This window comes from Streptomyces sp. NPDC054883 (assembly GCF_053610645.1).
In genome coordinates this window covers 74,882-97,636 of the sequence record NZ_JBSGYT010000020.1, presented here as the reverse complement: position 1 = coordinate 97,636, position 22,755 = coordinate 74,882, and the positions used below count along the sequence as shown (strand labels likewise).

General features: G+C 73.1%; 18 protein-coding genes. 17 read left to right on the top strand and 1 reads right to left on the bottom strand.

Annotated elements, in window-relative coordinates:
* Positions 1-16 precede the first annotated feature (16 nt).
* The 7 genes from ACWGH1_RS17275 (at position 17) to ACWGH1_RS17245 (ending at position 9,137) form a co-directional block, all read left to right on the top strand.
* Positions 17-1,390: an MFS transporter gene (locus ACWGH1_RS17275; RefSeq protein WP_453354852.1), complete on the top strand. Its 1,374-nt coding sequence runs from the start codon at positions 17-19 to the stop codon at positions 1,388-1,390.
* A 115-nt stretch (positions 1,391-1,505) separates the two neighbouring features.
* Positions 1,506-2,666 carry a uroporphyrinogen-III synthase gene (locus ACWGH1_RS17270; RefSeq protein ID WP_453354851.1) on the top strand — a complete coding sequence of 387 codons (1,161 nt, stop codon included), beginning with the start codon at positions 1,506-1,508 and terminating at the stop codon, positions 2,664-2,666.
* Positions 2,667-2,962: 296 nt separating this feature from the next.
* Positions 2,963-3,499 carry a GNAT family N-acetyltransferase gene (locus ACWGH1_RS17265; protein ID WP_453354855.1) on the top strand — a complete coding sequence of 179 codons (537 nt, stop codon included), beginning with the start codon at positions 2,963-2,965 and terminating at the stop codon, positions 3,497-3,499.
* 101 nt (positions 3,500-3,600) lie between these two features.
* Positions 3,601-4,170 (top strand): CGNR zinc finger domain-containing protein, encoded by a 570-nt coding sequence (locus ACWGH1_RS17260; RefSeq protein WP_453354850.1) that lies wholly within the window; start codon positions 3,601-3,603, stop codon positions 4,168-4,170.
* A gap of 134 nt (positions 4,171-4,304) precedes the next feature.
* Entirely contained in the window at positions 4,305-6,632 is a 2,328-nt protein-coding gene (locus tag ACWGH1_RS17255; RefSeq protein WP_453408788.1) for a HelD family protein, read from the top strand.
* A gap of 491 nt (positions 6,633-7,123) precedes the next feature.
* A complete protein-coding gene (locus ACWGH1_RS17250; protein WP_453357381.1) occupies positions 7,124-8,548 on the top strand; it encodes a malic enzyme-like NAD(P)-binding protein in 1,425 nt (474 codons plus the stop codon).
* A gap of 307 nt (positions 8,549-8,855) precedes the next feature.
* Positions 8,856-9,137, top strand: coding sequence for an HU family DNA-binding protein (locus ACWGH1_RS17245; RefSeq protein ID WP_007264399.1), 282 nt, complete (start codon positions 8,856-8,858; stop codon positions 9,135-9,137).
* 137 nt (positions 9,138-9,274) lie between these two features.
* On the opposite strand, the gene murA is transcribed toward ACWGH1_RS17245, so the two are convergent.
* Positions 9,275-10,615: a UDP-N-acetylglucosamine 1-carboxyvinyltransferase gene (murA, locus tag ACWGH1_RS17240; protein ID WP_190182663.1), complete on the bottom strand. Its 1,341-nt coding sequence runs from the start codon at positions 10,613-10,615 to the stop codon at positions 9,275-9,277.
* Between the two features lie 297 nt (positions 10,616-10,912).
* Here murA and ACWGH1_RS17235 point away from each other — a divergent pair, with 297 nt between their 5' ends.
* The 10 genes from ACWGH1_RS17235 to ACWGH1_RS17190 all read left to right on the top strand — a co-directional run bounded on the left by ACWGH1_RS17235 (position 10,913) and on the right by ACWGH1_RS17190 (position 22,726).
* Entirely contained in the window at positions 10,913-11,473 is a 561-nt protein-coding gene (locus ACWGH1_RS17235) for a YqgE/AlgH family protein (protein WP_453357236.1), read from the top strand.
* Between the two features lie 29 nt (positions 11,474-11,502).
* The gene (locus ACWGH1_RS17230; protein ID WP_007264396.1) at positions 11,503-11,787 is read left to right on the top strand and encodes a DUF3039 domain-containing protein; all 285 of its coding nucleotides are present in this window, start codon (positions 11,503-11,505) and stop codon (positions 11,785-11,787) included.
* A gap of 187 nt (positions 11,788-11,974) precedes the next feature.
* On the top strand, positions 11,975-13,600 hold the full coding sequence (locus ACWGH1_RS17225; protein ID WP_453408787.1) for a beta-N-acetylhexosaminidase: 1,626 nt from the start codon (positions 11,975-11,977) through the stop codon (positions 13,598-13,600).
* Positions 13,601-13,905: 305 nt separating this feature from the next.
* Complete coding sequence (locus tag ACWGH1_RS17220; protein ID WP_453356889.1) at positions 13,906-14,844, top strand: FAD binding domain-containing protein; 939 nt, start codon at positions 13,906-13,908, stop codon at positions 14,842-14,844.
* On the top strand, positions 14,841-16,670 hold the full coding sequence (locus ACWGH1_RS17215; RefSeq protein WP_453408786.1) for a 2Fe-2S iron-sulfur cluster-binding protein: 1,830 nt from the start codon (positions 14,841-14,843) through the stop codon (positions 16,668-16,670). Before ACWGH1_RS17220 ends, ACWGH1_RS17215 begins: the two co-directional genes overlap by 4 nt.
* 29 nt (positions 16,671-16,699) lie before the next feature.
* Positions 16,700-19,003, top strand: a complete 2,304-nt coding sequence (locus tag ACWGH1_RS17210; protein WP_453353872.1) for a xanthine dehydrogenase family protein molybdopterin-binding subunit — start codon at positions 16,700-16,702, stop codon at positions 19,001-19,003.
* A 126-nt stretch (positions 19,004-19,129) separates the two neighbouring features.
* Positions 19,130-19,648: a DUF2563 family protein gene (locus ACWGH1_RS17205; RefSeq protein ID WP_453353870.1), complete on the top strand. Its 519-nt coding sequence runs from the start codon at positions 19,130-19,132 to the stop codon at positions 19,646-19,648.
* On the top strand, positions 19,648-21,072 hold the full coding sequence (locus ACWGH1_RS17200) for a hypothetical protein (protein WP_453408785.1): 1,425 nt from the start codon (positions 19,648-19,650) through the stop codon (positions 21,070-21,072). The genes ACWGH1_RS17205 and ACWGH1_RS17200 overlap by 1 nt, the downstream gene beginning before the upstream one ends.
* Before the next feature lie 51 nt (positions 21,073-21,123).
* On the top strand, positions 21,124-22,263 hold the full coding sequence (mycP, locus tag ACWGH1_RS17195; protein ID WP_453353868.1) for a type VII secretion-associated serine protease mycosin: 1,140 nt from the start codon (positions 21,124-21,126) through the stop codon (positions 22,261-22,263).
* 37 nt (positions 22,264-22,300) lie between these two features.
* Entirely contained in the window at positions 22,301-22,726 is a 426-nt protein-coding gene (locus ACWGH1_RS17190) for a hypothetical protein (RefSeq protein WP_453353867.1), read from the top strand.
* Positions 22,727-22,755: the final 29 nt, after the last annotated feature.

Below are 22,755 nucleotides of genomic sequence, written 5' to 3'. Positions count from 1 at the left end.
GCTGTGGAGGCGTGTGATGACCACCAGTACGACCGCACCGCGCGAGAGGGGCCGCTGGATCGAGCGGTGGGACCCCGAGGACGAGACGTTCTGGAAGGAGACCGGAGAGAAGACCGCCAAGCGGAACCTGCTGTACTCCGTGTTCTCCGAGCACATCGGGTTCTCCGTCTGGTCGCTCTGGTCCGTGATGGTGCTCTTCATGGGCCCCGGCTACGGCATCGACCCCGCCGGGAAGTTCTTCCTCATCGCGACCGCCACCGCCGTCGGGGCCCTGGTCCGCATCCCCTACACCTTCGCCGTCGCCCGCTTCGGCGGCCGGAACTGGACCGTCGTCAGCGCCCTGCTGCTCCTCGCGCCGACCCTGGCCGCGTACGCGGTGATGGAACCCGGCACCCCGTACGGGGTCTTCGTCGCCGTCGCCGCCCTGACGGGGGTGGGCGGCGGGAACTTCGCCTCGTCCATGACCAACATCAACGCCTTCTTCCCGCTGCGCAAGAAGGGCTGGGCCCTCGGCCTGAACGCGGGCGGCGGGAACATCGGCGTACCGGTGGTGCAGCTCGTCGCCCTGCTGGTGATCGGGACCGCCGGGGCCGGACACCCGCGGCTGCTGCTCGCGGCGTACGTCCCGCTGATCCTCGCCGCCGCGGCGCTGGCCCTCGTACGCATGGACAACCTGGCGCCGGTGCGCAGCGACACCGGCGCCGTACGGGACGCGGCGCGCGATGCGCACACCTGGATCATGGCGTTCCTCTACGTCGGGACCTTCGGCTCCTTCATCGGTTACAGCTTCGCCTTCGGGCTGGTCCTGCAGACCGAGTTCGGCCGGACCCCCCTGCAGGCCGCCTCCCTCACCTTCATCGGGCCGCTCCTCGGCTCGCTGGCCCGTCCGGTGGGCGGCGCGCTCGCCGACCGGCTGGGCGGGGCGCGGATCACCCTGGCGACGTTCGTGGCGATGGCGGCGGCGACGGGGGTGGTCGTACTGGCCTCGGTCCGCGAGTCGCTGCCGGTGTTCCTCGTCGGGTTCGTCGCCCTGTTCGCGCTGAGCGGGGTCGGCAACGGCTCCACCTACAAGATGATCCCCGGGATCTTCCAGGCGAAGGCGCTGGCCCGCGGGATGGCGGCGGAGGACGCCGGGGCCTGGGGGCGCCGGCTCTCCGGGGCGGCCATGGGCCTGATCGGGGCCGTGGGAGCGCTCGGCGGGCTCGGCATCAACCTGGTGTTCCGGCAGGCGTTCACGGACTCCGGATCGGGCACCGCCGCGTTCGTCACCTTCCTCGGCTTCTACGCGGCGTGCTGCGCGGTGACCTGGGCGGTATACCTTCGGCGGCCGGCCGCCGGGTCGGCGCCGGTGGCCGGGACGGCGGCGGAGCAGCAGCTCACCCCGGTGTAACGGCGGTTAACGGCAGCGAAATACGGCTGAACCGAGTCCGTCACGGCGATTTGGCAGGCTCGGATCCCGTTGAGCGGGACACGTGACGACCCCACGGGCAAGGCAGGACACCACTATGGACGACGCTACGGAAACGGCCGCCGGGCCTCTCTCCGGGTTCACGGTCGGGGTCACCGCCGCCCGCCGGGCCGACGAGCTGATCGCCCTGCTGCGCCGGCGCGGGGCGACCGTGCTGCACGCGCCGGCCCTGCGGATCGTGCCGCTGGCCGACGACGGGGAACTGATGTACGCGACGAAGGAGTTGATCCTCCGCGTGCCGGACGTGGTCGTCGCCACCACCGCGATCGGGTTCCGCGGCTGGATCGAGGCCGCCGACGGCTGGGGGATCGGCGAGGAACTGCTGGAGCGGCTGCGCGCCACGGAGTTGCTGGCGCGCGGGCCGAAGGTCAAGGGCGCGGTGCGGGCCGCCGGGCTGGTGGAGGCCTGGTCCCCGGGGTCGGAGTCGCTCGCGGAGGTACTGGACCGGCTGCTCGCGGGGGGAGTGGCCGGCCGGCGCATCGCGCTCCAGCTGCACGGGGAGCCGCTGCCGGGGTTCGTCGAGACGCTGCGGGCGGCCGGGGCGGAGGTGGTGGTCGTACCGGTGTACCGGTGGATGCCGCCGCAGGACGTGGGCCCGCTGGACCGGCTGCTCGACGCGGTCGCCACCGGCGGGGTCGACGCGCTCGCCTTCACCTCGGCCCCGGCGGCGGCCTCGCTGCTGTCCCGGGCGGCCGAGCGGGGGATGCGGGAGGCGGTACTGGAGGGGCTGCGCGCGGACGTGCTGTCGGCGTGCGTGGGGCCGGTGACGGCGCTGCCGCTCCAGGCGGAGGGGGTGGCGACGGTGCAGCCGGAACGGTTCCGGATCGGGCCGCTGGTGCAGCTGCTGTGCCAGGAGCTGCCGGGGCGGGCCAGGGTCCTGCCGGTGGCCGGGCACCGGCTGGAGATCCGGGGCCACGGGGTGCTCGTCGACGCGGAGCTGCGGCCGGTGCCGCCGGCCGGGATGGCACTGCTGGGCGCGCTGGCGCGGCGGCCGGGGTGGGTCGTGGGGCGGGCGGAGCTGCTACGGGTGCTGCCGGGGGCGGGGCGGGACGAGCACGCCGTGGAGACGGCGATGGCGCGGCTGCGGGCGGCGCTGGGGGTGCCGAGGCTGATCCAGACGGTGGTGAAGCGGGGGTACCGGCTGTCGCTGGACCCGGGCGGGGACGGGTACGGCGTGCCGGTGCCTCCGGCGGTGTAGGGGGACGTAGCGGGGAGCGGGGTCGCCGGGGTTCGTCCGCGGCGCCGTCGCGCGGAGCGGCCCCGGCTGCGCCGGGCTTTCCGGAGGCTCCGCCCCTGACCCCGTGCCTCAATCCCCCGGGCTCCGTCCGGGGGAGGCCCCCACGAGGCTGGTCTTGCCGGGGTGGGGCCGGGTTGCCGGGGCTGGAGCGGGGCGCCGCGCCCGAGACCCGCCAGACTCCGTCCGCGGGGACCCCCATGAAGCTGGAACCGCGGGGGTGGTGTGGGGGCCGGGGGGCGGGTTAGCGTGCCGGGGTGATGATCAACGGGGTGGAGATGAGGGGCGTCACACTCGATGACGCCGCGGGGCTGGCCGGGGCGCTCGCGCGGAACCGGGAGTACATGGCGCCGTTCGAGCCGCGCCGGCCCGAGGAGTACTACACCGAGGCCGGGCAGCGGGAGCGGATCGGGACGCTGCTGGCCGACCGGGACGGTGGGCGGCTGCTGCCCTTCGTACTCGTCGCGGGCGGCACGCCCGTCGGCGTCATCAATCTCGGCGGCATCGTGCTCGGCCCCTTCCGCAGCGGCGGCGTCGGCTACTGGGTGGACCGGGAGCGGGCCGGCAAGGGGCTGGCCACGGCCGCCCTGGAGGAGGTCTGCCGGATCGCCCGCGACGAGGTCGGGCTGCACCGGGTCGAGGCGGGCACCCTCGTCGACAACGGCGCCTCCCAACGGGTCCTCGCCAAAGCCGGTTTCGAGCAGTTCGGGCTCGCGCCGCGCTACCTGCACATCAACGGCGCCTGGCGCGACCACCGGCTGTTCCAGCGCCTGCTGCACGACGACCCGCCGGCCTGAGCCTGACCGGGGACCGCCAAGGGCCGTCACAGCACTAGCCGACCGGGCGGCTGACGGGCACTCTGGGGTGGCGGCCCACGGCAACCGAGGCGGTGACCGGTATGTGGTTCGACTCCGGGCGGGTCTGCCTGGACCTGCTGGCCACGTTCGTCCCCCGGGGGGACGCCGAAGGCATCCGGGACGGCGACGAATTGCGGCTGTGGCTCGTCGGGGCCGGGCTGGTGCCCGACCGGACCCCCCTCGGGCGGGTCGGACCCGACTGGGTCGGGGCCTTCCGGCAGCTGCGGACCGATGTGGAGAGCCTGGTACGGGCCCAGCTGCACGGGGCCGCGCCCGGCGAGGAGGCCCTGGCCCGGGTCAACGCGGCGGCCGCCGGTCCGCCCCCGGGGCTGTGTGCGGTGCGGGACCAAGAAGGACACCTGGTACGGGAGTTGTGCGGCGGCGTGGAGTGCGCCGGGCTGCTCGCCGCGGTCGCCCGGGGCGCCGTCGAGCTGCTCACCGACCCCGGTGACCGCGCGCTGCTGCGTGTCTGCGAGGGCGACGGCTGCGCCCGCGTCTACCTCGACACCTCGCGCGGCCGCCGGCGCCGCTGGTGCTCCAGTGAGGTGTGCGGCAACCGCGAACGGGTCGCCCGCCACCGCCGGCGCGTCCTGGCGGCCGGATCCGCGTAGCCGAGGACCCGGCCAGGCCGCCGTTAGCGGTGATCTTCGCAGCGATCCGCGAACGGTCCCGGAACGGGCGTGCGGACCCGGCCCCGCTTCGCGTACGGTTGACGGTCGCCCATGCACGTCAGAAGGGGGCCTTGGTGGCCGCGCAGAATGCCGCTGTCGACAGCACGGCGGATTCCGTCCGCGATCGGGAGATCGTGGTCGAGCAGACGCATCTCGACCGGGTGTACCGACGCCTTGAGGAGAAGATCCACGAGGCCGAGTTCCTGATGAACGACGCCGCCAAGCGCGGGCAGGTCGGCACGCCCGGCGCGCTCGCCGAGCGCGACGCGCAGGTCTTCCGCGCCGGGATCCACCTCAACCGCCTGAACAACGAGTTCGAGGACTTCCTGTTCGGCCGCGTCGACCTGGTCCTCGGCAAGGACGGCGAACGCGGTCCCGACGGGGCGTACACCTCCGTCGAGCCCGCCGACGACGCCATCCGCGCCGACCTCACCGCCGACATCGCCGAGACCCTGCACATCGGGCGCATCGGCGTACTCGACTCCGACTACGCGCCGCTGGTGATCGACTGGCGGGCCCCGGCGGCCGCGCCGTTCTACCGGTCCACGCCGAAGGATCCGGGCCGGGTCGTGCGCCGCCGCGTGATCCGATCCAAGGGCCGCAAGGTGCTCGGCGTCGAGGACGACCTCATGCGCCCCGAGGTCACCGCCCTCCTCGACGGGCAGGAGCTGCCCGTCATCGGCGACGGCGCCCTGATGGCCGCGCTCGGGCGGGCCCGTACGCACTCCATGCGGGACATCGTCTCCTCCATCCAGGCCGAGCAGGACCTGGTGATCCGGGCCCCCGCCGCGTCCGTCGCGGAGGTGGCGGGCGGTCCCGGCACCGGGAAGACGGCGGTGGCCCTGCACCGCGCCGCCTACCTCCTGTACCAGGACCGGCGGCGCTACTCCGGCGGCATCCTCATCGTCTCGCCGACGCCGCTGCTCGTCGCGTACACCGAAGGCGTGCTGCCCTCCCTCGGCGAGGAGGGGCAGGTCTCCATCCGGGCGCTGGGCTCGCTCGTCGACGGGGCCGAGGCGACCACGTACGACGAGCCGGCCGTGGCGCGCGTCAAGGGCTCGTCCAGGATGCTGAAGGTGCTGCGCAAGGCCGTGCGGGGGGCCCTGGAGCTCGGCGGCGCCGGCGGCAGCGCCCCGGACCGGCTGCGGGTCGTGGCCTTCGGCCGGCGCCAGGAGCTGGAGGCCGGCGAACTGAACCGGATCCGGCAGAACGTCCTCGGCGGCACCGCGCCGGTCAACCTGCTGCGTCCGCGCGCCCGCAAGCTGCTGCTGGACGCCCTGTACGCGAAGTCCGGCGCCAACGGGCGGCACAGCGACCCGGAGCTGGCCGCCGAGCTGAGGTCCGCCTTCGACGAGGACGTCTCCTCGGAGGACGCCTTCATCGACTTCCTGAACGCCTGGTGGCCCGAGCTGACCCCGCGCGGGGTGCTGGCCGCGATGGCCGACGAGCGCAAGCTCGGCCGCTGGTCGCGCCGGGACCTGAACCCGCGCGAGGTCCGGCTGCTGGCGCGTTCGCTGCGCCGGATCGGTCCGGACGGCAAGGGGCCGCTCTCGGTGCACGACGTGGCGCTGCTGGACGAGCTCCAGCAGCTGCTGGGCGCACCCGCGCGGCCCCGCCGCAAGCGGGACCTGGACCCGCTGGACCAGCTCAGCGGGCTGGAGGAGCTGATGCCGACCCGCGAGGAGACCCAGTGGGAGCGGGCGGAGCGGATCGCGGCGGAGCGCACCGAGTACGCGCACGTCATCGTGGACGAGGCGCAGGACCTGACGCCGATGCAGTGGCGGATGGTGGGCCGCCGGGGCCGGCACGGCACCTGGACGGTGGTCGGCGACCCGGCCCAGTCGTCCTGGACGGACCCGCAGGAGGCGGCCGCGGCGCGGGACGAGGCGCTGGGCACCCGGCCGCGCCGGCGGTTCACGCTGACCGTGAACTACCGCAACCCTGCTGAGGTCGCGGAGGTCGCCTCCCGCGTGCTGCGGCGGGCGATGCCGGGGATGGAACCGCCGCGGGCGGTCCGCTCGACGGGCCTGGAGCCCCGTTTCACGGCCGCCGAGGGCGATCTGGGGCAGGCGGTGCGGGAGGAGGCCCGGCGGCTGCTGGAGCAGGTGGACGGCACCGTCGGCGTGGTCGTGGCCATGGACCGGCGCGCGGAGGCCGCCGGATGGCTGGCGGACCTCGGCGACCGGGCGGTGGCGCTGGGCAGCCTGGAGGCGAAGGGGCTGGAGTACGACGCCACCGTGGTCGTCTCCCCGGCGGAGATCGCCGAGGAGTCGCCGGCCGGGCTGCGGGTGCTGTACGTGGCGCTGACCCGCGCGACGCAGCAGCTGACGGTGGTCTCCGCCGCGCGGGACACCCCCGGCGCCTCGGGCGTGCCCGCGCTGCTGGCCCCGGACGCCGGGTGACGACGGGCCCGCTGGGCCGGATGGCCCGCGGCCAGGGGTGTGGTGACGGGGACGACCCCCGGGGAGGGGGACCGCTTTCGGCGATCCTTTGTTAGCCTGGTTACGACACCGGCTCGATCCAAGCCCCCGGGCCCAACCTTCGTCGCCTAGAGCGACCACTTGCCGCGAGGCGAGCATGGCGGGTCGGTGTTTCAGCTTGAAGACAGGTCTGCCCCTCCGCCGTCGCGGAGGGGCAGACCTGTTTTGCGTGGCCCGGCGGGTGCGTGGTGGGCACCGGGCGCCCGGTGGCCGGAAACGGCCCTCGGTGGGCTTTCCCACTGCCATGAAATCTCGTATGGTGGAAGTGTTCTTCCGAAATTTGTAGCTGGTTACCTTGTACCGGCTGGTAGGTGGGACGATCGGACAACAGGTCCTGCCGCGCCTGCCATCGTTGGGGGCGCCGAGCGGGGCCCTGCGTACAGAAAAACCAGGGACAGAAGAGGAACACGGCCATGGCAACGGCGCCCAGCGTCTCGTACTCGATGACGGTCCGCTTGGAAGTGCCCGCGAGCGGAACCGCGGTCTCCCAGCTCACCACCGCCGTGGAGTCGTCCGGAGGATCCGTCACCGGCCTCGACGTCACCGCGTCCGGCCACGAGAAGCTCCGTATCGACGTCACCATCGCCGCGACCTCCACCGCGCACGCGGACGAGATCGTCGAGAAGCTGCGCGGCATCGAGGGCGTCAGTCTGGGCAAGGTCTCCGACCGCACCTTCCTGATGCACCTCGGCGGCAAGATCGAGATGTCGTCCAAGCACCCCATCCGCAACCGCGACGACCTCTCGATGATCTACACCCCGGGGGTCGCCCGCGTCTGCACGGCCATCGCCGAGAACCCCGAGGACGCGCGCCGCCTGACCATCAAGCGCAACTCCGTCGCAGTCGTGACGGACGGCTCCGCCGTGCTGGGCCTGGGCAACATCGGCCCGATGGCCGCGCTGCCCGTCATGGAGGGCAAGGCGGCCCTCTTCAAGCGCTTCGCCGGGATCGACGCCTGGCCGATCTGCCTCGACACGCAGGACGCCGACGAGATCGTCGCCGTGGTCAAGGCCATCGCCCCCGGCTTCGCCGGCATCAACCTGGAGGACATCTCCGCGCCGCGCTGCTTCGAGATCGAGGCCCGGCTGCGCGAGGCCCTCGACATCCCCGTCTTCCACGACGACCAGCACGGCACCGCCATCGTCGTGCTCGCCGCCCTGACCAACGCACTTCGCGTCGTGGGCAAGGCAGTTGGCGACATCAAGGTGGTCATGTCCGGGGCCGGCGCGGCCGGTACCGCCATCCTCAAGCTGCTCCTCGCGGCCGGGGTGAAGAACGCCGTCAGCGCCGACATCAACGGCGTCGTGCACGCGGGCCGTCCCGACCTGGTCGACGCGGCCCCCGACTCCCCGCTGCGCTGGATCGCCGACAACACCAACCCCGAGGGCTACACGGGCACCCTCAAGGAAGCCGTGGTCGGCGCCGACGTCTTCATCGGCGTCTCGGCCCCGAACGTGCTCAGCGGCGAGGACGTGGCCGCCATGGCGGCGGGCGCGATCGTGTTCGCGCTCGCGAACCCGGACCCGGAGGTGGACCCGGCCGTGGCCCGCCAGACCGCCGCCGTCGTGGCCACCGGCCGCTCCGACTTCCCCAACCAGATCAACAACGTGCTGGTCTTCCCGGGTGTCTTCCGCGGCCTGCTGGACGCCCAGTCCCGCACCGTCGACACCGGCATGATGCTGGCCGCCGCCACCGCGCTCGCCGACGTCGTCGGCGAGGACGAGCTCAACGCCAACTACATCATCCCGTCGGTGTTCAACGACAAGGTCGCGGGCGCGGTCGCCGGTGCCGTCCGCAAGGCCGCCTCGGCCGCTGTGACGGCACCCACCTCTGCCTGATCCCGGCGCGTCGCGGGATGCGGGCCCGGCCGGGCGCCTCTAGGGTTGCGGGGATGCCCGCGGGGCCCGCGGTCCGCATCCACCGGAACGACAGGTGCGGACGGAGCGTCACCGCGGCGTGACTGTGGCGCTTTTCGTGTGACCCTGGCGGGTGCCGGATTGGCTTTCCCGCCGCTGGTGGGGGCAGGATGCGTAACCGGGCGAGAGGGTCTGACGTTCAGACCCGGGTCCGGGGACTGTCCGAGGGCCCTGGCAGCATCGGCTTCGATCTCACGCCTCTAAGGCAAGTTGAACACGGGAGTACAACATGAACCGCAGTGAGCTGGTGGCCGCTCTGTCCGAGCGCGCCGAGGTGACCCGCAAGGACGCCGACGCCGTTCTGGCCGCGCTCGCCGAGACCGTCGGCGAGATCGTCGCCAAGGGCGACGAGAAGGTCACCATCCCCGGCTTCCTGACCTTCGAGCGCACCCACCGTGCCGCTCGCACCGCGCGCAACCCGCAGACCGGCGACCCCATCCAGATCCCGGCCGGCTACAGCGTGAAGGTCTCCGCGGGCTCCAAGCTCAAGGAAGCCGCCAAGGGCAAGTAGTACCGCCCTTGTGCCGAGGGCCGTACAGGTCCTCGGGACGGCAGTGGTACGTAGAACGGCCGAGGGCGGCCACCCCCGTGCGGGGTGGCCGCCCTCAGGCCTGCCCGGGGCCGCTGTGGGCCCCGGGAACGACGGGTCTAGACGAGGTCGCCGTTGGGCAGTTCGACCTTGGCGCCCAGCTCCACGAGCTTCTCCATGAAGTTCTCGTAACCGCGGTTGATCAGGTCGATGCCGTGCACCCGCGAGGTGCCCTCGGCCGCCAGCGCCGCGATCAGGTACGAGAACCCGCCGCGCAGGTCGGGGATGACCAGATCGGCGCCCTGGAGCTTGGTGGGACCGGAGACCACCGCCGAATGCAGGAAGTTGCGCTGCCCGAACCGGCACGCCGAGCCGCCCAGGCACTCCCGGTACAGCTGGATGTGCGCACCCATCTGGTTGAGCGCGGAGGTGAAACCGAGCCGCGACTCGTACACCGTCTCGTGCACGATGGACAGGCCGGAGGCCTGGGTCAGCGCGACGACCAGCGGCTGCTGCCAGTCGGTCTGGAAGCCGGGGTGCACGTCCGTCTCCAGCGCGATGGCCTTGAGCGGGCCGCCCGGGTGCCAGAAGCGGATGCCCTCGTCGTCGATCTCGAACGCGCCGCCGACCCGCCGGAAGGTGTTCAGGAAGGTCATCATCGAGCGCTGCTGCGCGCCGCGGACGTAGATGTTGCCGCCGGTGGCCAGCGCCGCGGAAGCCCAGGAAGCGGCTTCCAGACGGTCCGGGAGCGCCTTGTGGTTGTAGCCGGTGAGCTCGTCCACACCGGTGATCCGGATGGTCCGGTCGGTGTCGAGGGAGATGATCGCGCCCATCTTCTGCAGGACGCAGATGAGGTCTTCGATCTCCGGCTCGACGGCGGCGTTGCTCAGCTCGGTCACGCCCTCGGCCAGAACGGCCGTCAGGAGCACCTGTTCGGTCGAACCGACGGAGGGGTACGGCAGCCGGATCTTGCAGCCGCGCAGGCGCTGCGGCGCCTCCAGGTACTGGCCGCCCTCGCGCTTCTCGATGGTCGCGCCGAACTGGCGGAGCACGTCGAAGTGGAAGTCGATGGGACGGCCGCCGATGTCGCACCCGCCGAGGCCGGGGATGAAGGCGTGGCCGAGGCGGTGCAGCAGCGGGCCGCAGAACAGGATCGGGATCCGGGAGGAGCCCGCGTGCGCGTCGATGTCGGCGACGTTGGCGGCCTCGACGTAGGTGGGGTCGAGGATCAGCTCGCCCGGCTCCTCGCCGGGGCGCACGGTGACACCGTGCAGCTGGAGCAGACCGCGGACGACCCGGACGTCACGGATGTCGGGCACGTTGCGCAGCCGGCTGGGCGCGCTGCCGAGCAGAGCGGCCACCATGGCCTTCGGCACGAGGTTCTTCGCGCCGCGGACACGGATCTCGCCCTCGAGCGGGGTACCGCCGTGGACAAGCAGGACATCGTCAGTGCCGGTCATGGATCTCGCGTTCCGAAGAGGGACTCCCCGGCGAACAGGGGAGTGTGGGCAGGGGCCAGTGAAAAGGGTAAGGGGCACCACCCCCTTGTTTGTATGGCTGACGCGGCCGTAGGACTGTCATCAATTAGGCATAGCACCCGCATGGCACCCACCGTGCGCGCAGCGTTGCGGAGTGTCGCCTTCCGGGTCGTTCGGGGCCGCTTGCGGGGCCGACGGGGCGCGCGCCCCGCGATCCGCCCGTGATCGGATGCGGTCCTCGGCTCCCCCTCGCGGGCCGATATGCGGGATCATGTCCGCATGACCGAGGTGTCCTCCCTCACAGGGCGGCTGCTCGTGGCCACCCCCGCCCTCGCGGACCCGAACTTCGACCGCGCGGTGGTGCTGCTGCTCGACCACGACGAGCAGGGCTCGCTCGGCGTCGTCCTCAACCGGCCCACCCCGGTGGGCGTCGTCGACATCCTGCTGCCCTGGGCGCCGCTGGCCGGCGACCCCGGGGTGGTGTTCCAGGGCGGCCCGGTGGGGCTGGACTCGGCCCTGGGCATCGCGGTCATCCCCGGCGAGGAGGGGCCGCTGGGGTGGCGCCGGGTGCACGGGGCGATCGGCCTCGTCGACCTGGAGACGCCGCCGGAGCTGCTGGCGGCCGCCCTGGGCTCGCTGCGGATCTTCGCCGGCTACTCCGGATGGGGCCCCGGCCAGCTGGAGGACGAGCTCGGCGAAGGCGCCTGGTACGTGGTGGACTCCGAGCCCGGCGACGTGTCCTTCCCGGACCCCGAACGGCTCTGGCGGGCCGTGCTGCGCCGCCAGCGCAGCGACCTCGCCATGGTCGCCACCTATCCGGACGACCCGTCGCTCAACTGACCCGCGCGAGGGTCGGTACCCTGGATTTCATGAGCACTCTTGAGCCCGAGCGCGGGACTGGTACGGGGACCCTCGTAGAGCCGACGCCGCAGGTGTCCCACGGCGACGGCGACCACGAGCGCTTCGCCCACTACGTCCAGAAGGACAAGATCATGGCGAGCGCGCTCGACGGGACCCCCGTCGTCGCGCTGTGCGGCAAGGTCTGGGTCCCGGGACGCGACCCGAAGAAGTACCCGGTCTGCCCCATGTGCAAGGAGATCTACGAATCCATGGGCGCGGGCGGCGACAAGGACAAGGGCGGCAAGGACAAGTAGTCCCGCCGCGCGGTCCGCGAGCGCCGCACACCGTGCGGGGCGGCTTCCGGACGCGTACGGTCACGGGCCCCCGGAAGCGCCCCGGCGCCTTCCGGGGGCCCGTCGCGTACCAGTAGGGTCGGCCCGACGGGCGCTCTGCGCAGCGGGTGTTGCGCAGCGCGCGACGCGCTGTCGCGAAGGGCCGAACATGGACCTGATCCCCCTGCCCCGCCGGGCGGAGCTTCGAGAAGAGGGGCCGCGGCTGGTGCTGGGGCCCGCGACGGGGCTGGCCGCCGGGTCCGGGACCGAGGGGGTGGCGGGCTGGCTGCGGCGGGAGCTGGGGGCCGCCACCGGATTCGCCTTCCCGGACGCGGCGCCGGGCGCGGGCGGCGCCGTACGGCTGGCGCTGGACCCGGGCCTGGCGGCGGAGGAGTACCGGCTCGCGGTCGACGCCGACGGGGTGGAGCTGTCGGGAGGCTCGGCGGCCGGCGCGTTCTGGGGCGCCCAGACGCTGCGTCAGCTCCTCGGCCCCGACGCCTACCGGCGGGCGCCGCTGCCGGGGCGGGTGTGGGAACTCCCCTGCGGGGTGGTGGAGGACGGCCCCCGGTTCGGCTGGCGCGGGATGATGCTCGACGTCGCCCGGCACTTCATGCCCAAGGACGGCGTGCTGCGCTACATCGACCTGCTCGCGGCGCACAAGCTGAACGTCCTGCACCTGCACCTGACCGACGACCAGGGCTGGCGGGTGGAGATCAAGCGCTACCCGCGGCTCACGGAGGTCGGCGGCTGGCGGCCGCGCAGCCGGTGGGGCCACCGCGCCTCGCCGCTGTGGAACGAGACGCCGCACGGCGGCCACTACACCCAGGACGACGTCCGCGAGATCGTCGCGTACGCGGCGCAGCGGCACGTGCGGGTGGTCCCCGAGATCGACGTACCGGGGCACTCGCAGGCGGCCATCGCCGCCTACCCGGAGCTGGGGAACACCGACGTGGTGGACACGGTCGCGCTGGGGGTGTGGGACGACTGGGGCATCAGCGAGAACGTCCTGGCGCCCTCCGAGGGCGTACTGCGCTTCTACGAAGGGGTTTTCGAAGAGCTGCTGGACCTGTTCCCGGCGGAGGTCTCGCCCTTCGTGCACGTGGGCGGCGACGAGTGCCCCAAGGCGCAGTGGCGGGCCTCCCCGGCGGCGCAGCGGCGGATCCGGGAGCTGGGGGTGGACGGGGAGGACGGCCTCCAGTCCTGGTTCGTCCGGCACTTCGACCGCTGGCTCGCCGAGCGCGGGCGGCGCCTGATCGGGTGGGACGAGATCCTGGAGGGCGGTCTCGCGCCCGGCGCGGCCGTGTCCTCCTGGCGCGGTTGCGCGGGCGGCGTCGCCGCGGCCGAGGCGGGCCACGACGTGGTGATGTGCCCCGAGCAGCAGGTGTACTTGGACCACCGCCAGGCGGCCGGCCCCGAGGAGCCGATGCCGATCGGATACGTACGGACTCTGGCCGACGTGTACCGCTTTGAGCCGGTTCCGCCGAAACTGTCACCGGAGGCGGCGGCGCACGTGCTGGGCGCCCAGGCCAACGTGTGGACCGAGGTGATGGAGAGCCAGAGCCGCGTCGACTACCAGGTGTTCCCCCGGTTGGCGGCCTTCGCCGAGGTGGTGTGGTCGCGGCTGCCGGAACCGGCGGAGCGGGACCCGGCGGCCTTCGAGGCGCGGATGGCCGGGCACTACGCGCGACTGGACGCGCTCGGGGTCGACTACCGGCCGCCCGGCGGCCCGTTGCCCCGCCAGCGGCGCCCGGGCGTGCTGGGACGGCCGATCGGGGGAGAGCCCCCGATCGTGTGACCCGGGCGACCGGGTGCCGGCGGGCGTCGGGCCGGGTGGTTCGCCGTGATTCACAATCGTTGCGCCGGGTTCGTAAACGATGCGGAGTTTGTCAGAATTCTTGCCCGATTCGGTCGAAACCCGGTGAATGCAGCGGACTTGGCCGGGCCGGACGGGAGCGGCGGGGGCGCGGGGGTACGAGGGCGACCTGCGCGCCGGGAGACCCGGAAGATGTGCCAGAGTTGCCACGTCCCGGCGGTGAGCACGTACCGTACGGCGGACAGGCGTGAGCGCCGGGACCGGGACATCGGGAAGGGGCAGCTGGGTTGACCACGCACGCACCGCATGCACTGCACACACCGCATTCACCTCAGGGGCCTCAGGGTGCCCGGACGGTGCAGTCCGTCACGCTGCCCGCCTCGCTCGACGAGGCCGTCGCGGCACTCACCGCCATGCCCGCCGCCGTGCCCGTGGCCGGCGGCACCGATCTGATGGCCGCCGTCAACGCCGGGCTGCTGCGCCCCGCCGCGCTCGTCGGCCTCGGCCGGATCAACGAGATCCGGGGCTGGCAGTACCAGGACGGCCACGCGCTGCTCGGCGCGGGGCTCACCCACGCGCGGATGGGGCGGCCGGATTTCGCCGCTCTGATCCCGGCCCTGGCGGCCGCCGCCCGGGCCGCCGGTCCGCCGCAGATCCGCAACGCGGGCACCCTCGGCGGGAACGTCGCCTCGGCTGCGCCGACCGGTGACGCGCTGCCCGTGCTGGCGGCGCTGGAGGCGGTGCTGGTCATCGTCGGGCCCGGCGGACTCGGCGACTCGGGCGTGGCCCGGCGGGAGATCCCGGTCTCCCACCTGCTGGCCGGGCGCGAGATGCTGCGGCCGGGCGAGCTGATCGGCTTCGTGCGGGTGCCGCTGCTGCACGCGCCGCAGGTGTTCTTGAAGGCGACGGGGCGTACGGGGCCGGGGCGCGCGGTGGCGTCCGTAGGGCTCGTACTGGACCCCGCGCGCCGGGGCGTGCGCTGCGCGATCGGCGCGGTCGCGCCGATGCCGCTGCGGCCGCTGGAGGCCGAGCAGTGGGTGGCCTCGCTGATCGACTGGGACGGCGAACGCGGTCTGGCCCCCGAGGCGCTGGAGGCGTTCGGCGAGTACGTCGCGGCCGCCTGCGTGCCCGACCAGGGGGAACCGGTGGCCGCCGGGGTACTGCATCTGAGGCGGACGGTGGCCGTACTGGCACGGAGGGCCCTGGGGAGGGCGCTGAGCTCATGAGTGAGAACGAGAACGTGAGCGGAACGAACGGGGGCGCGGGCTCCGCCGGCACCGCCGCGGGTCAGGCCGGCGCCGCCTGGGGCTGGGAGCCGGTGCCGCAGGGCGGCGAGTACGACTCCGAGGCCACGGCCTTCGTGAAACTGCCGCAGGACATGCTGGACGCGCTCGACGGCGGGGAGCCGCTGGCGGCGCCCGGGCACGGGTACGTGCCGCCGCCGATGATCGTGCCGCTGGGCTCGGCCAGTACGGATCCCACGGCCACCGGCACGTGGACGATGCCCACGCCGTGGCCCGAGGCGGGCGGTGGCGGCGGCGCCGACAACACACCGGCGCGCGGGCCCATCCCGGCGTCGATCCCGCTCCCGGCGTCGGTGGCGGCGGCGTTCGCCGAAGCCGCGCACGCGGAGGCGGGGCCCGGGCAGGACGCCGGGCACGAGCCCGACCCCGGGGCCACCGCGGAGTGGCGCTTCCTGGAGGCGGGCCGGCCCGAGGAGTCCCAGGCCACCGGGCAGTGGGCGTTCGGGGGCGGTGACGCGGCCGGCAACGCGGCCGCCGACTGGAGCCAGGCCCCGGCGACCCTGCCGGGCGGCGCCGCGGCGCCCTGGGCGACGCCGGCGTACGACACCTCCATGAGCTCGGGCGTACTGCCGGGCGCGGAGGACCCGGGCGCGGCCGCCGGGGGCGCGGGGCGCGGTCCCCGGGTGCTGGGCGGACCCGGCGTGGGCACGCCGCTGCCGGCACCGGCGGGCGAGCCGGAGGTCGAGCCCGCGGTGTACGCCGCGCCGGACATCGAGGCGGCCCATGGGGCGGCGCGGATGCCGGTCGAGGAGGAACGGCCGCGTCCGGTGGGCGCGGAGCCGGGGGCCGGGCACGGGTTCGGCGACGGACACGGCTCGGGCGACGGACACGGCTCGGGGGCCGGGCACGGGTTCGCCGACGGGCACCGTTTGGCCGACGTGCACGGGTTCGCCGGGGCCGTCGCGCAGGCGGAGCCGGAGCCGGACGCGGTGGGGGAGCCGGGGGCGGACGCCGCTGTGCACCCGGAGCCCGGGCCGGAGCCGGGGCCCGGGCCGGGGCACGGGTTCGGCGGGCTCGCGCAGGGGACGGTCGGCGGAGCCCCCGAGTCGTTCGCGCCGGGTGCGGGAAGCGCCAACAGCGGCGAAGCACTCCCGGGTGCGGACACCACCGCAGGTTTCCCGGCCGGGGATGCGACGTACGAGGAAACCCTCATCGACGCCCCCGCCGTCCATCACGAGCACCCGCTCGCCTCGTACGTCCTGCGCGTCAACGGGGCCGACCGGCCCGTCACCGGTGCGTGGATCGGCGAATCACTCCTCTACGTGCTGCGCGAACGCCTCGGGCTGGCCGGCGCCAAGGACGGCTGCTCGCAGGGCGAGTGCGGGGCCTGCGCGGTGCAGGTCGACGGCCGGCTCGTCGCGTCCTGCCTGGTCCCGGCCGCGACGGCCGCGTCCAGCGAGGTCCGTACGGTCGAAGGACTCGCGACCGACGGGGAACTCTCGGACGTGCAGCAGGCGTTGTGCCGGTCGGGCGCGGTGCAGTGCGGGTTCTGCGTACCCGGCATGGCCATGACCATCCACGACCTGCTGGAAGGCAACCACGCCCCCAGCGAGCTGGAGACCCGCCAGGCACTTTGCGGCAACCTCTGCCGCTGCTCCGGCTACAAGGGCGTCATCGAAGCGGTCCGCGAAGTGGTGGCCGAGCGCGCGGCGGCCACCACGGACGAAACCGCGGCCGCCGAGCCGCGCATCCCGCACCAGGCCGCGCCGGGCGAGGGCGGCATCCACCACAACGGAGGCATGGCGTGAGCGGGCACGACGCGGCCACGGCCACCCTGATGACGACCACGACGGTGCCGGCCGGCGGCGGGGAGGGGGAGGCGCCGGAAGTCCTGCGCGGAATCGGGGTCTCCGTCCCCTCCGCGCACGCCCGCGCCAAGACCGAGGGCACCTTCCCCTACGCCGCCGACCTGTGGGCCGAGGGCCTGCTCTGGGCCGCCGTGCTCCGCTCCCCGCACGCGCACGCCCGCATCCTCTCCATCGACACCGCGGCCGCCGCCGCGATGCCCGGCGTGCGCGCCGTCGTCACCCACGCCGACGTGCCCGGCGCCACCACCCACGGCCGCCGGATCGCCGACCGGCCCGTCTTCGCCCACGACGTGGTCCGCCACCACGGCGAGCCCATCGCCGCCGTCGCCGCCGACCACCCCGACACGGCCCGCCTCGCCGCCGCCGCCATCGCGGTCGAGTACGAGCTGCTGGACGCGGTGACCGACCCCGAGCAGTCGTTCGGCGCGCCCGCCCTGCACCCCGACGGCAACCTGATCCGGCACATCCCGCTGCGCTACGGCGACCCGGAGGCGACCGGCGAGGTGGTCGTCGAGGGCCTGTACCGGATCGGCCGCCAGGACCCCGCGCCCATCGGCGCCGAGGCGGGGCTGGCCGTGCCGCGGCCCGACGGGGGCGTGGAGATCTACACCGCCTCCACCGACCCGCACACCGACCGCGACCTGGCCGCCGCCTGCTTCGGGCTGGAGCCGGACCGGGTACGGATCGTCGTCACCGGCGTCCCGGGCGCGACCGCCGACCGCGAGGACCCCGCCTTCCAGCTCCCGCTGGGGCTCCTCGCCCTGCGCACCGGCTGCCCGGTGAAGCTGGCCGCCACCCGCGAGGAGTCCTTCCTCGGCCACGCCCACCGCCACCCGACGCTGCTGCGCTACCGCCACCACGCGGACGCGGAGGGCCGGCTGGTCAAGGTGGAGGCCCAGATCCTGATGGACGCGGGCGCCTACGCCGACGCCTCCGCGGAGTCGCTCGCGGCGGCCGTCGCCTTCGCCTGCGGCCCGTACGTCGTGCCGCACGCCTTCGTCGAGGGCTGGGCGGTGCGCACGAACAACCCGCCGTCCGGGCACGTGCGGGGCGAGGGCGCGATGCAGGTGTGCGCCGCGTACGAGGGCCAGATGGACAAGCTGGCGGCCGCGCTCGGCATCGACGGCGCGGAACTGCGGATGCGCAACGTACTGGCGACGGGCGACCTGCTGCCGACGGGCCAGACGGTCACGTGCCCGGCGCCGGTCGCGGAACTCCTGCGCTCGGTAAGGGACTTCCCGCTGCCCCCGCTCCCCAAGGACTCCCCCGAGGAGGACTGGCTGCTGCCGGGCGGCCCGGAGGGCGCGGGCGAGCCGGGCGCGGTGCGGCGCGGGGTCGGGTACGGCGTGGGCATGGTGCACATGCTCGGCGCGGAGGGGGCCGACGAGGTCTCCACCGCCACGGTGAAGGTCGTCGACGGCGCGGCCACCGTGATCTGCGCGGCCGTCGACACCGGCCAGGGCTTCTCGACGCTCGCCCGCCAGATCGTCCAGGAGGTGCTGGGCGTGGACGAGGTGGTCACCGCCCCGGTCGACACCGACCAGCCGCCGGCCGGCCCGGCGGCGCACGGCCGCCACACGTGGGTGTCCGGGGGCGCGGTCGAGCGGGCCGCGAAGATGGTCCGCACGCAGCTCCTCCAGCCGATGGCCCACAAGCTCGGCATGTCGACCGAGCTGCTGCAGATCCAGGACGGCCGGATCACGTCGTACGACGGCGCGTTCTCCACCACGGTCGCGGAGGCGATGGCGGGCAAGGAACTCTGGGCGACCGCCCAGTGCCGGCCCCACCCGACCGAGCCCCTGGACGCGCACGGCCAGGGCGACGCCTTCGTCGGCCTCGCGTTCTGCGCGGTCCGGGCGGTGGTGGACGTGGACGTGGAACTCGGCGCGGTGCGCGTGGTCGAACTGGCCGTCGCCCAGGACGTGGGCCGGATCCTCAACCCCGGCCAGCTGGAGGCCCGTATCGAAGCGGGCGTCACGCAGGGCGTGGGTGCGGCGCTGACCGAAAGCCTCCGCTCGGTGGCGGGGGTGATCCGCCACCCCGACCTGACGGGCTACGCCCTGCCGACGTCGCTGGACGCCCCGGCGGTGCGGATCGTCAAGCTGGTCGAAGAGCGGGACGTGGTGGCCCCGTTCGGCGCGAAGGCGGCGAGCGCGGTCCCGGTGGTGACGACCCCGGCGGCCATCGCCTCGGCGGTGCGCTCGGCGACGGGCCGCCCGGTGAACAGGATCCCGATCCGGCCATCGGCGGCGGTGGCGGCGCCGAACTCCTGAGGTCCTGAGGGGCATTGGGTTCCCGGGGTGTCGGTGCCGGTCGCTAGAGTGATCGGGCGAACGGGGACGGGGTGCGGCGCGGGCGTCGCCCCCGTACGGGGATGACGGGGAGTCGGGGAGGCCACCGTGGCAGGGGAGACGAGCGCGAGCGGGCTGCAGGGCATCATCGGCGCGAGCAGCGGCGTCGCGGATGCGATCATGCGCCAGGCGAAGGCGCTGGAGGTCGAGTACGAGACGCTGAGCGGCTTCAAGAAGCTGGTCGACGCCCAGCTCAAGAAACTCGGCGGCTCCCCGGCGGACCCGGCCAAGCTGGAACACGGCACGCTCCCGTCGGGCACGCTGGGCACGGGCTTCGCGGAGGCGGAGGCGCTGTTCAAGGCGTACGGAACGGTGCACACGCAGCTGATGAACTTGTCGAAGGGCCTGGCGGACCAGATCGAGGGCCTCGGCATCGCCATCAGCACCGGGGGCAAGGGGTTCGAGGGCGTGGACGAGGAGACGCGGCAGCGGATGCTGGCGATCGCCCAGCGGGCGAAGAAGGAGTACGACCGCGACCTGCTGGCGAAGCAGGGCCAGAAGGAGCATCAGCCGCAGGGCGCGACTACGCCCGCCCCCGGGCCGAGCAAGGCTGGGGGCCACATCTGATGGTGACGAACTTCGACGGCTACAGCCACGAACAGCTGATGGCGATGATCGCCTCGATCAAGCCGGAGCTGGTGCGGACCCGGGCGACCGAGCTCGAGGAGGCCGCCAAGGCGATCAAGGAGATCGGCGAGAACCTCAAGAACCACAAGGTCACGGGCTGGGAGGGCGAGACCGCCCACGCCTTCCAGGTGTGGGTGAACTCGGCGGGCAACGCGACGCTGCGACTGGCGGAGTACAGCGCGGGCGCATCGAAGTGGATGACCCTGGCCGCCCAGCACATGTACGAGGCCCAGAAGACCCCGGGCGTCGACGCGTCGGCGAAGGAGAACCTCCAGGCCGCCCGGGACTTCCACAACGACCCGGACTCGGCGAAGATCGGCATGCTGGCCACGCAGAAGCTGGAGACGGACCGGCTGCACGCGGTCCAGCAGCTGAAGAAGCTGGCGGAGTCCTACGACGACTCGTCGCGCAACATGAACGCGGCGGAAGTTCCGACGTTCCCGCCGCCGCCGGGGCGCTTCGTGCCAGGCGGCGACTATGCCCTCACCTCCTCTGAGAGGGCACGCCCGGGCGGAGGGGCCAGCGGTAGCTCCGGCTCGGGGGGCGGTTCTGGGTACACGACACCGGCACCCGAGACTGGTGTCCCCATAAGCACGCCTGATCGCCAATCACACCTTGGCGCGGCGCTACCTCCGGCCCCAGCCTCCACGCCGGCGAGTATCCCCTTGCCCCCCGAGCGTGACGTCAACGTGGACCTGAACACCGTCGGAACACTGCCGCCTAGCAACCTACCTCCGACGAGTAACCTGCCCACTGGCCCGGGGCCGGTCATTTCGGGAGGCGGCCCTATTTCCGTTCCGGTGGTTTCTCGGCTGACGCTTCCCCCGACCAGCAGCTTTATACGGCCGGTTGGTGGAGGCGCATTCCAGCGCCCCACCCTGCCTCATGGCAGGGGGGGTGCCACCCCCGGGCTGCCTCCGAATGAGACAGGCATCGTCGGCGGACGTCCGGTGACTCCCCGAGGTCCCAGCGCGGGCATCCCACGGGGTACGGTCATCGGCGCGGAAGGTTCCCAGACTGATGGACGCGGAATGATGGGCGGTGGCATGGGGAGTGGCGCGAGCGGTCCCCACGGTGGCCCTGGCTCGACTGTGGGCCGTCGACTGGCCATGGAGCCGGGCGGAGTCGTCGGAGGCCGTCAGGCCGGAGTCGGCGGCCAGTCGGCAGCGAGCGGTAGGCCGTTCACGCAGGGCGGTTCCGGCCTCGTACGCAACGGGACGGGAGCCGGCCCGGTTGGAGGCGCGGGAAGTCATGTCCCGGGTAAGCGGCACGGTGGCCGTGGGGGCGAACGCCCCGACTACCTGGCTGAGGACGAAGAAACCTGGCAGGCGGATCGTCCTGTTGTGCCGCCAGTGATCGACTGAGCAGAACGGACGTTGCACAGGATGCGCATGCGGAAGGGGACCTCAGCCCTGGTGGGTCTCCTGCTGGCCGGGGTCGCCACAACCCCGGCCGAGGCAGAAACCGTTAGGTCTACGCAGTGGCATCTCGATGCCATGAAGGCTGATGACATCTGGAAGATCAGCACGGGCAAGGATGTCACTGTTGCGGTAATCGACACCGGCGTGAAGCGCATCCCTGAACTTGACGGTCAGGTTCTGCCAGGCCGGAATTTCGCTGCCGCCAGCTACAAGGGTGACGAGCGTACTGACCATAGTCACCACGGAACAGCCATCGCAGCGCTCATCGCGGGCAATGGCAAGGGTCCCGGCGGCGCGGACAGCGCATTTGGTCTGGCGCCTGGTGTGAAAATCCTACCTCTGCGGGTCGATTTCGGAGGAGACGGTACCGCCCCCTTCCGTTCGATGATTCAGGCCATCCGCTTTGCCGCCGATTCGGACGCCAAGGTTCTCAACATTTCGATGGGCGGCATCAACCAGAGCGATGAATTGGACAACGCCGTCCAGTACGCCTTGGGCAAGGGGAAGCTGATCTTTGCCAGCGTCGGCAACGACGGGAACGAAGACGTCATCTGGCCAGCTGCGACGCCTGGAGTGGTGGGTGTTGCAGCGGTCGACGCCAAGGGTGAGGCAATGAAGGAGTCCCAGCACAACCGCTACGTGGACATGGCGGCCCCCGGGACAAATATTGTTTCTGGCTGCGACAGTGGAACGGGACTCTGCAACAGCAGCGGCACCAGCGACGCCACTGCCCTCGCGTCCGCCTCTGCCGCTCTCCTCTGGTCCGTCCACCCGGACTGGACCAACAACCAGATCCTCCGCGTCCTCCTCAACACCGCCGGAAAGCCGACCGACGGCGTCGAACGCAACGACTACGTCGGCTACGGCGTTGTCCGCCCCCGCATCGCGGTGCCCACCCCCGGCGACCCCGGCCCGGCCGACGTCTACCCGCTCCCCGACCTCGCGGCCGCATCGCCCGCCCCCGCGCCCGGCGGCAAACCCGCCCCCGCGCGCGGCAAGCCCGCGCCGCAGGCCGAGGCCAAGGGAAGTGACACCGGCAGTGCCCTGCCCTGGATCGCCCTCGGACTCGGCGCCTGCCTGATCATCGGCGGCGCCGTCACCGCGGTCGTCGTCCGGCAGCGCTCACGACGCTGAGGTCCCGACGCCCTCACCCACGCAAGGAGAGCAGCGCATGTCATTCGACGAAGAGTGGGCCACCGCGCGCGCCACGGCCGCGGCCAACGTGTCCATGCGGCTCAACCACGTGCCCACCGAACCCGGCAGCGGTGCCGGCGCCGGAGACCTGGAACTCAACCAGGACCACATCGGCGCCATCGGCACCGAAGCCTTCACTCTCCACGAGCGGCTGTCCACCGACGGCAAGCACGCCGACACCTCCACCGCCGCGGCCGCAGGTGCGCTGTCCAAGGAGGGGTTCGCCACCGGGGCGGCCCTGCTCAAGGCCGGACACCGCTGGGAGAGCCAGGTCAAAACCCTCGTCGCCGCCTGCGCGACCATCTCCAACGGCCTCAACTACTCCCTCTCCTCGCACAACAAGGACGAGAAGCAGCTCTACGCCGAGTTCACCAGCTCCAAGAGCGACGAGTACCTCAACTAGCCCGCCCCGCACCGTGGAAGGCGACGTAG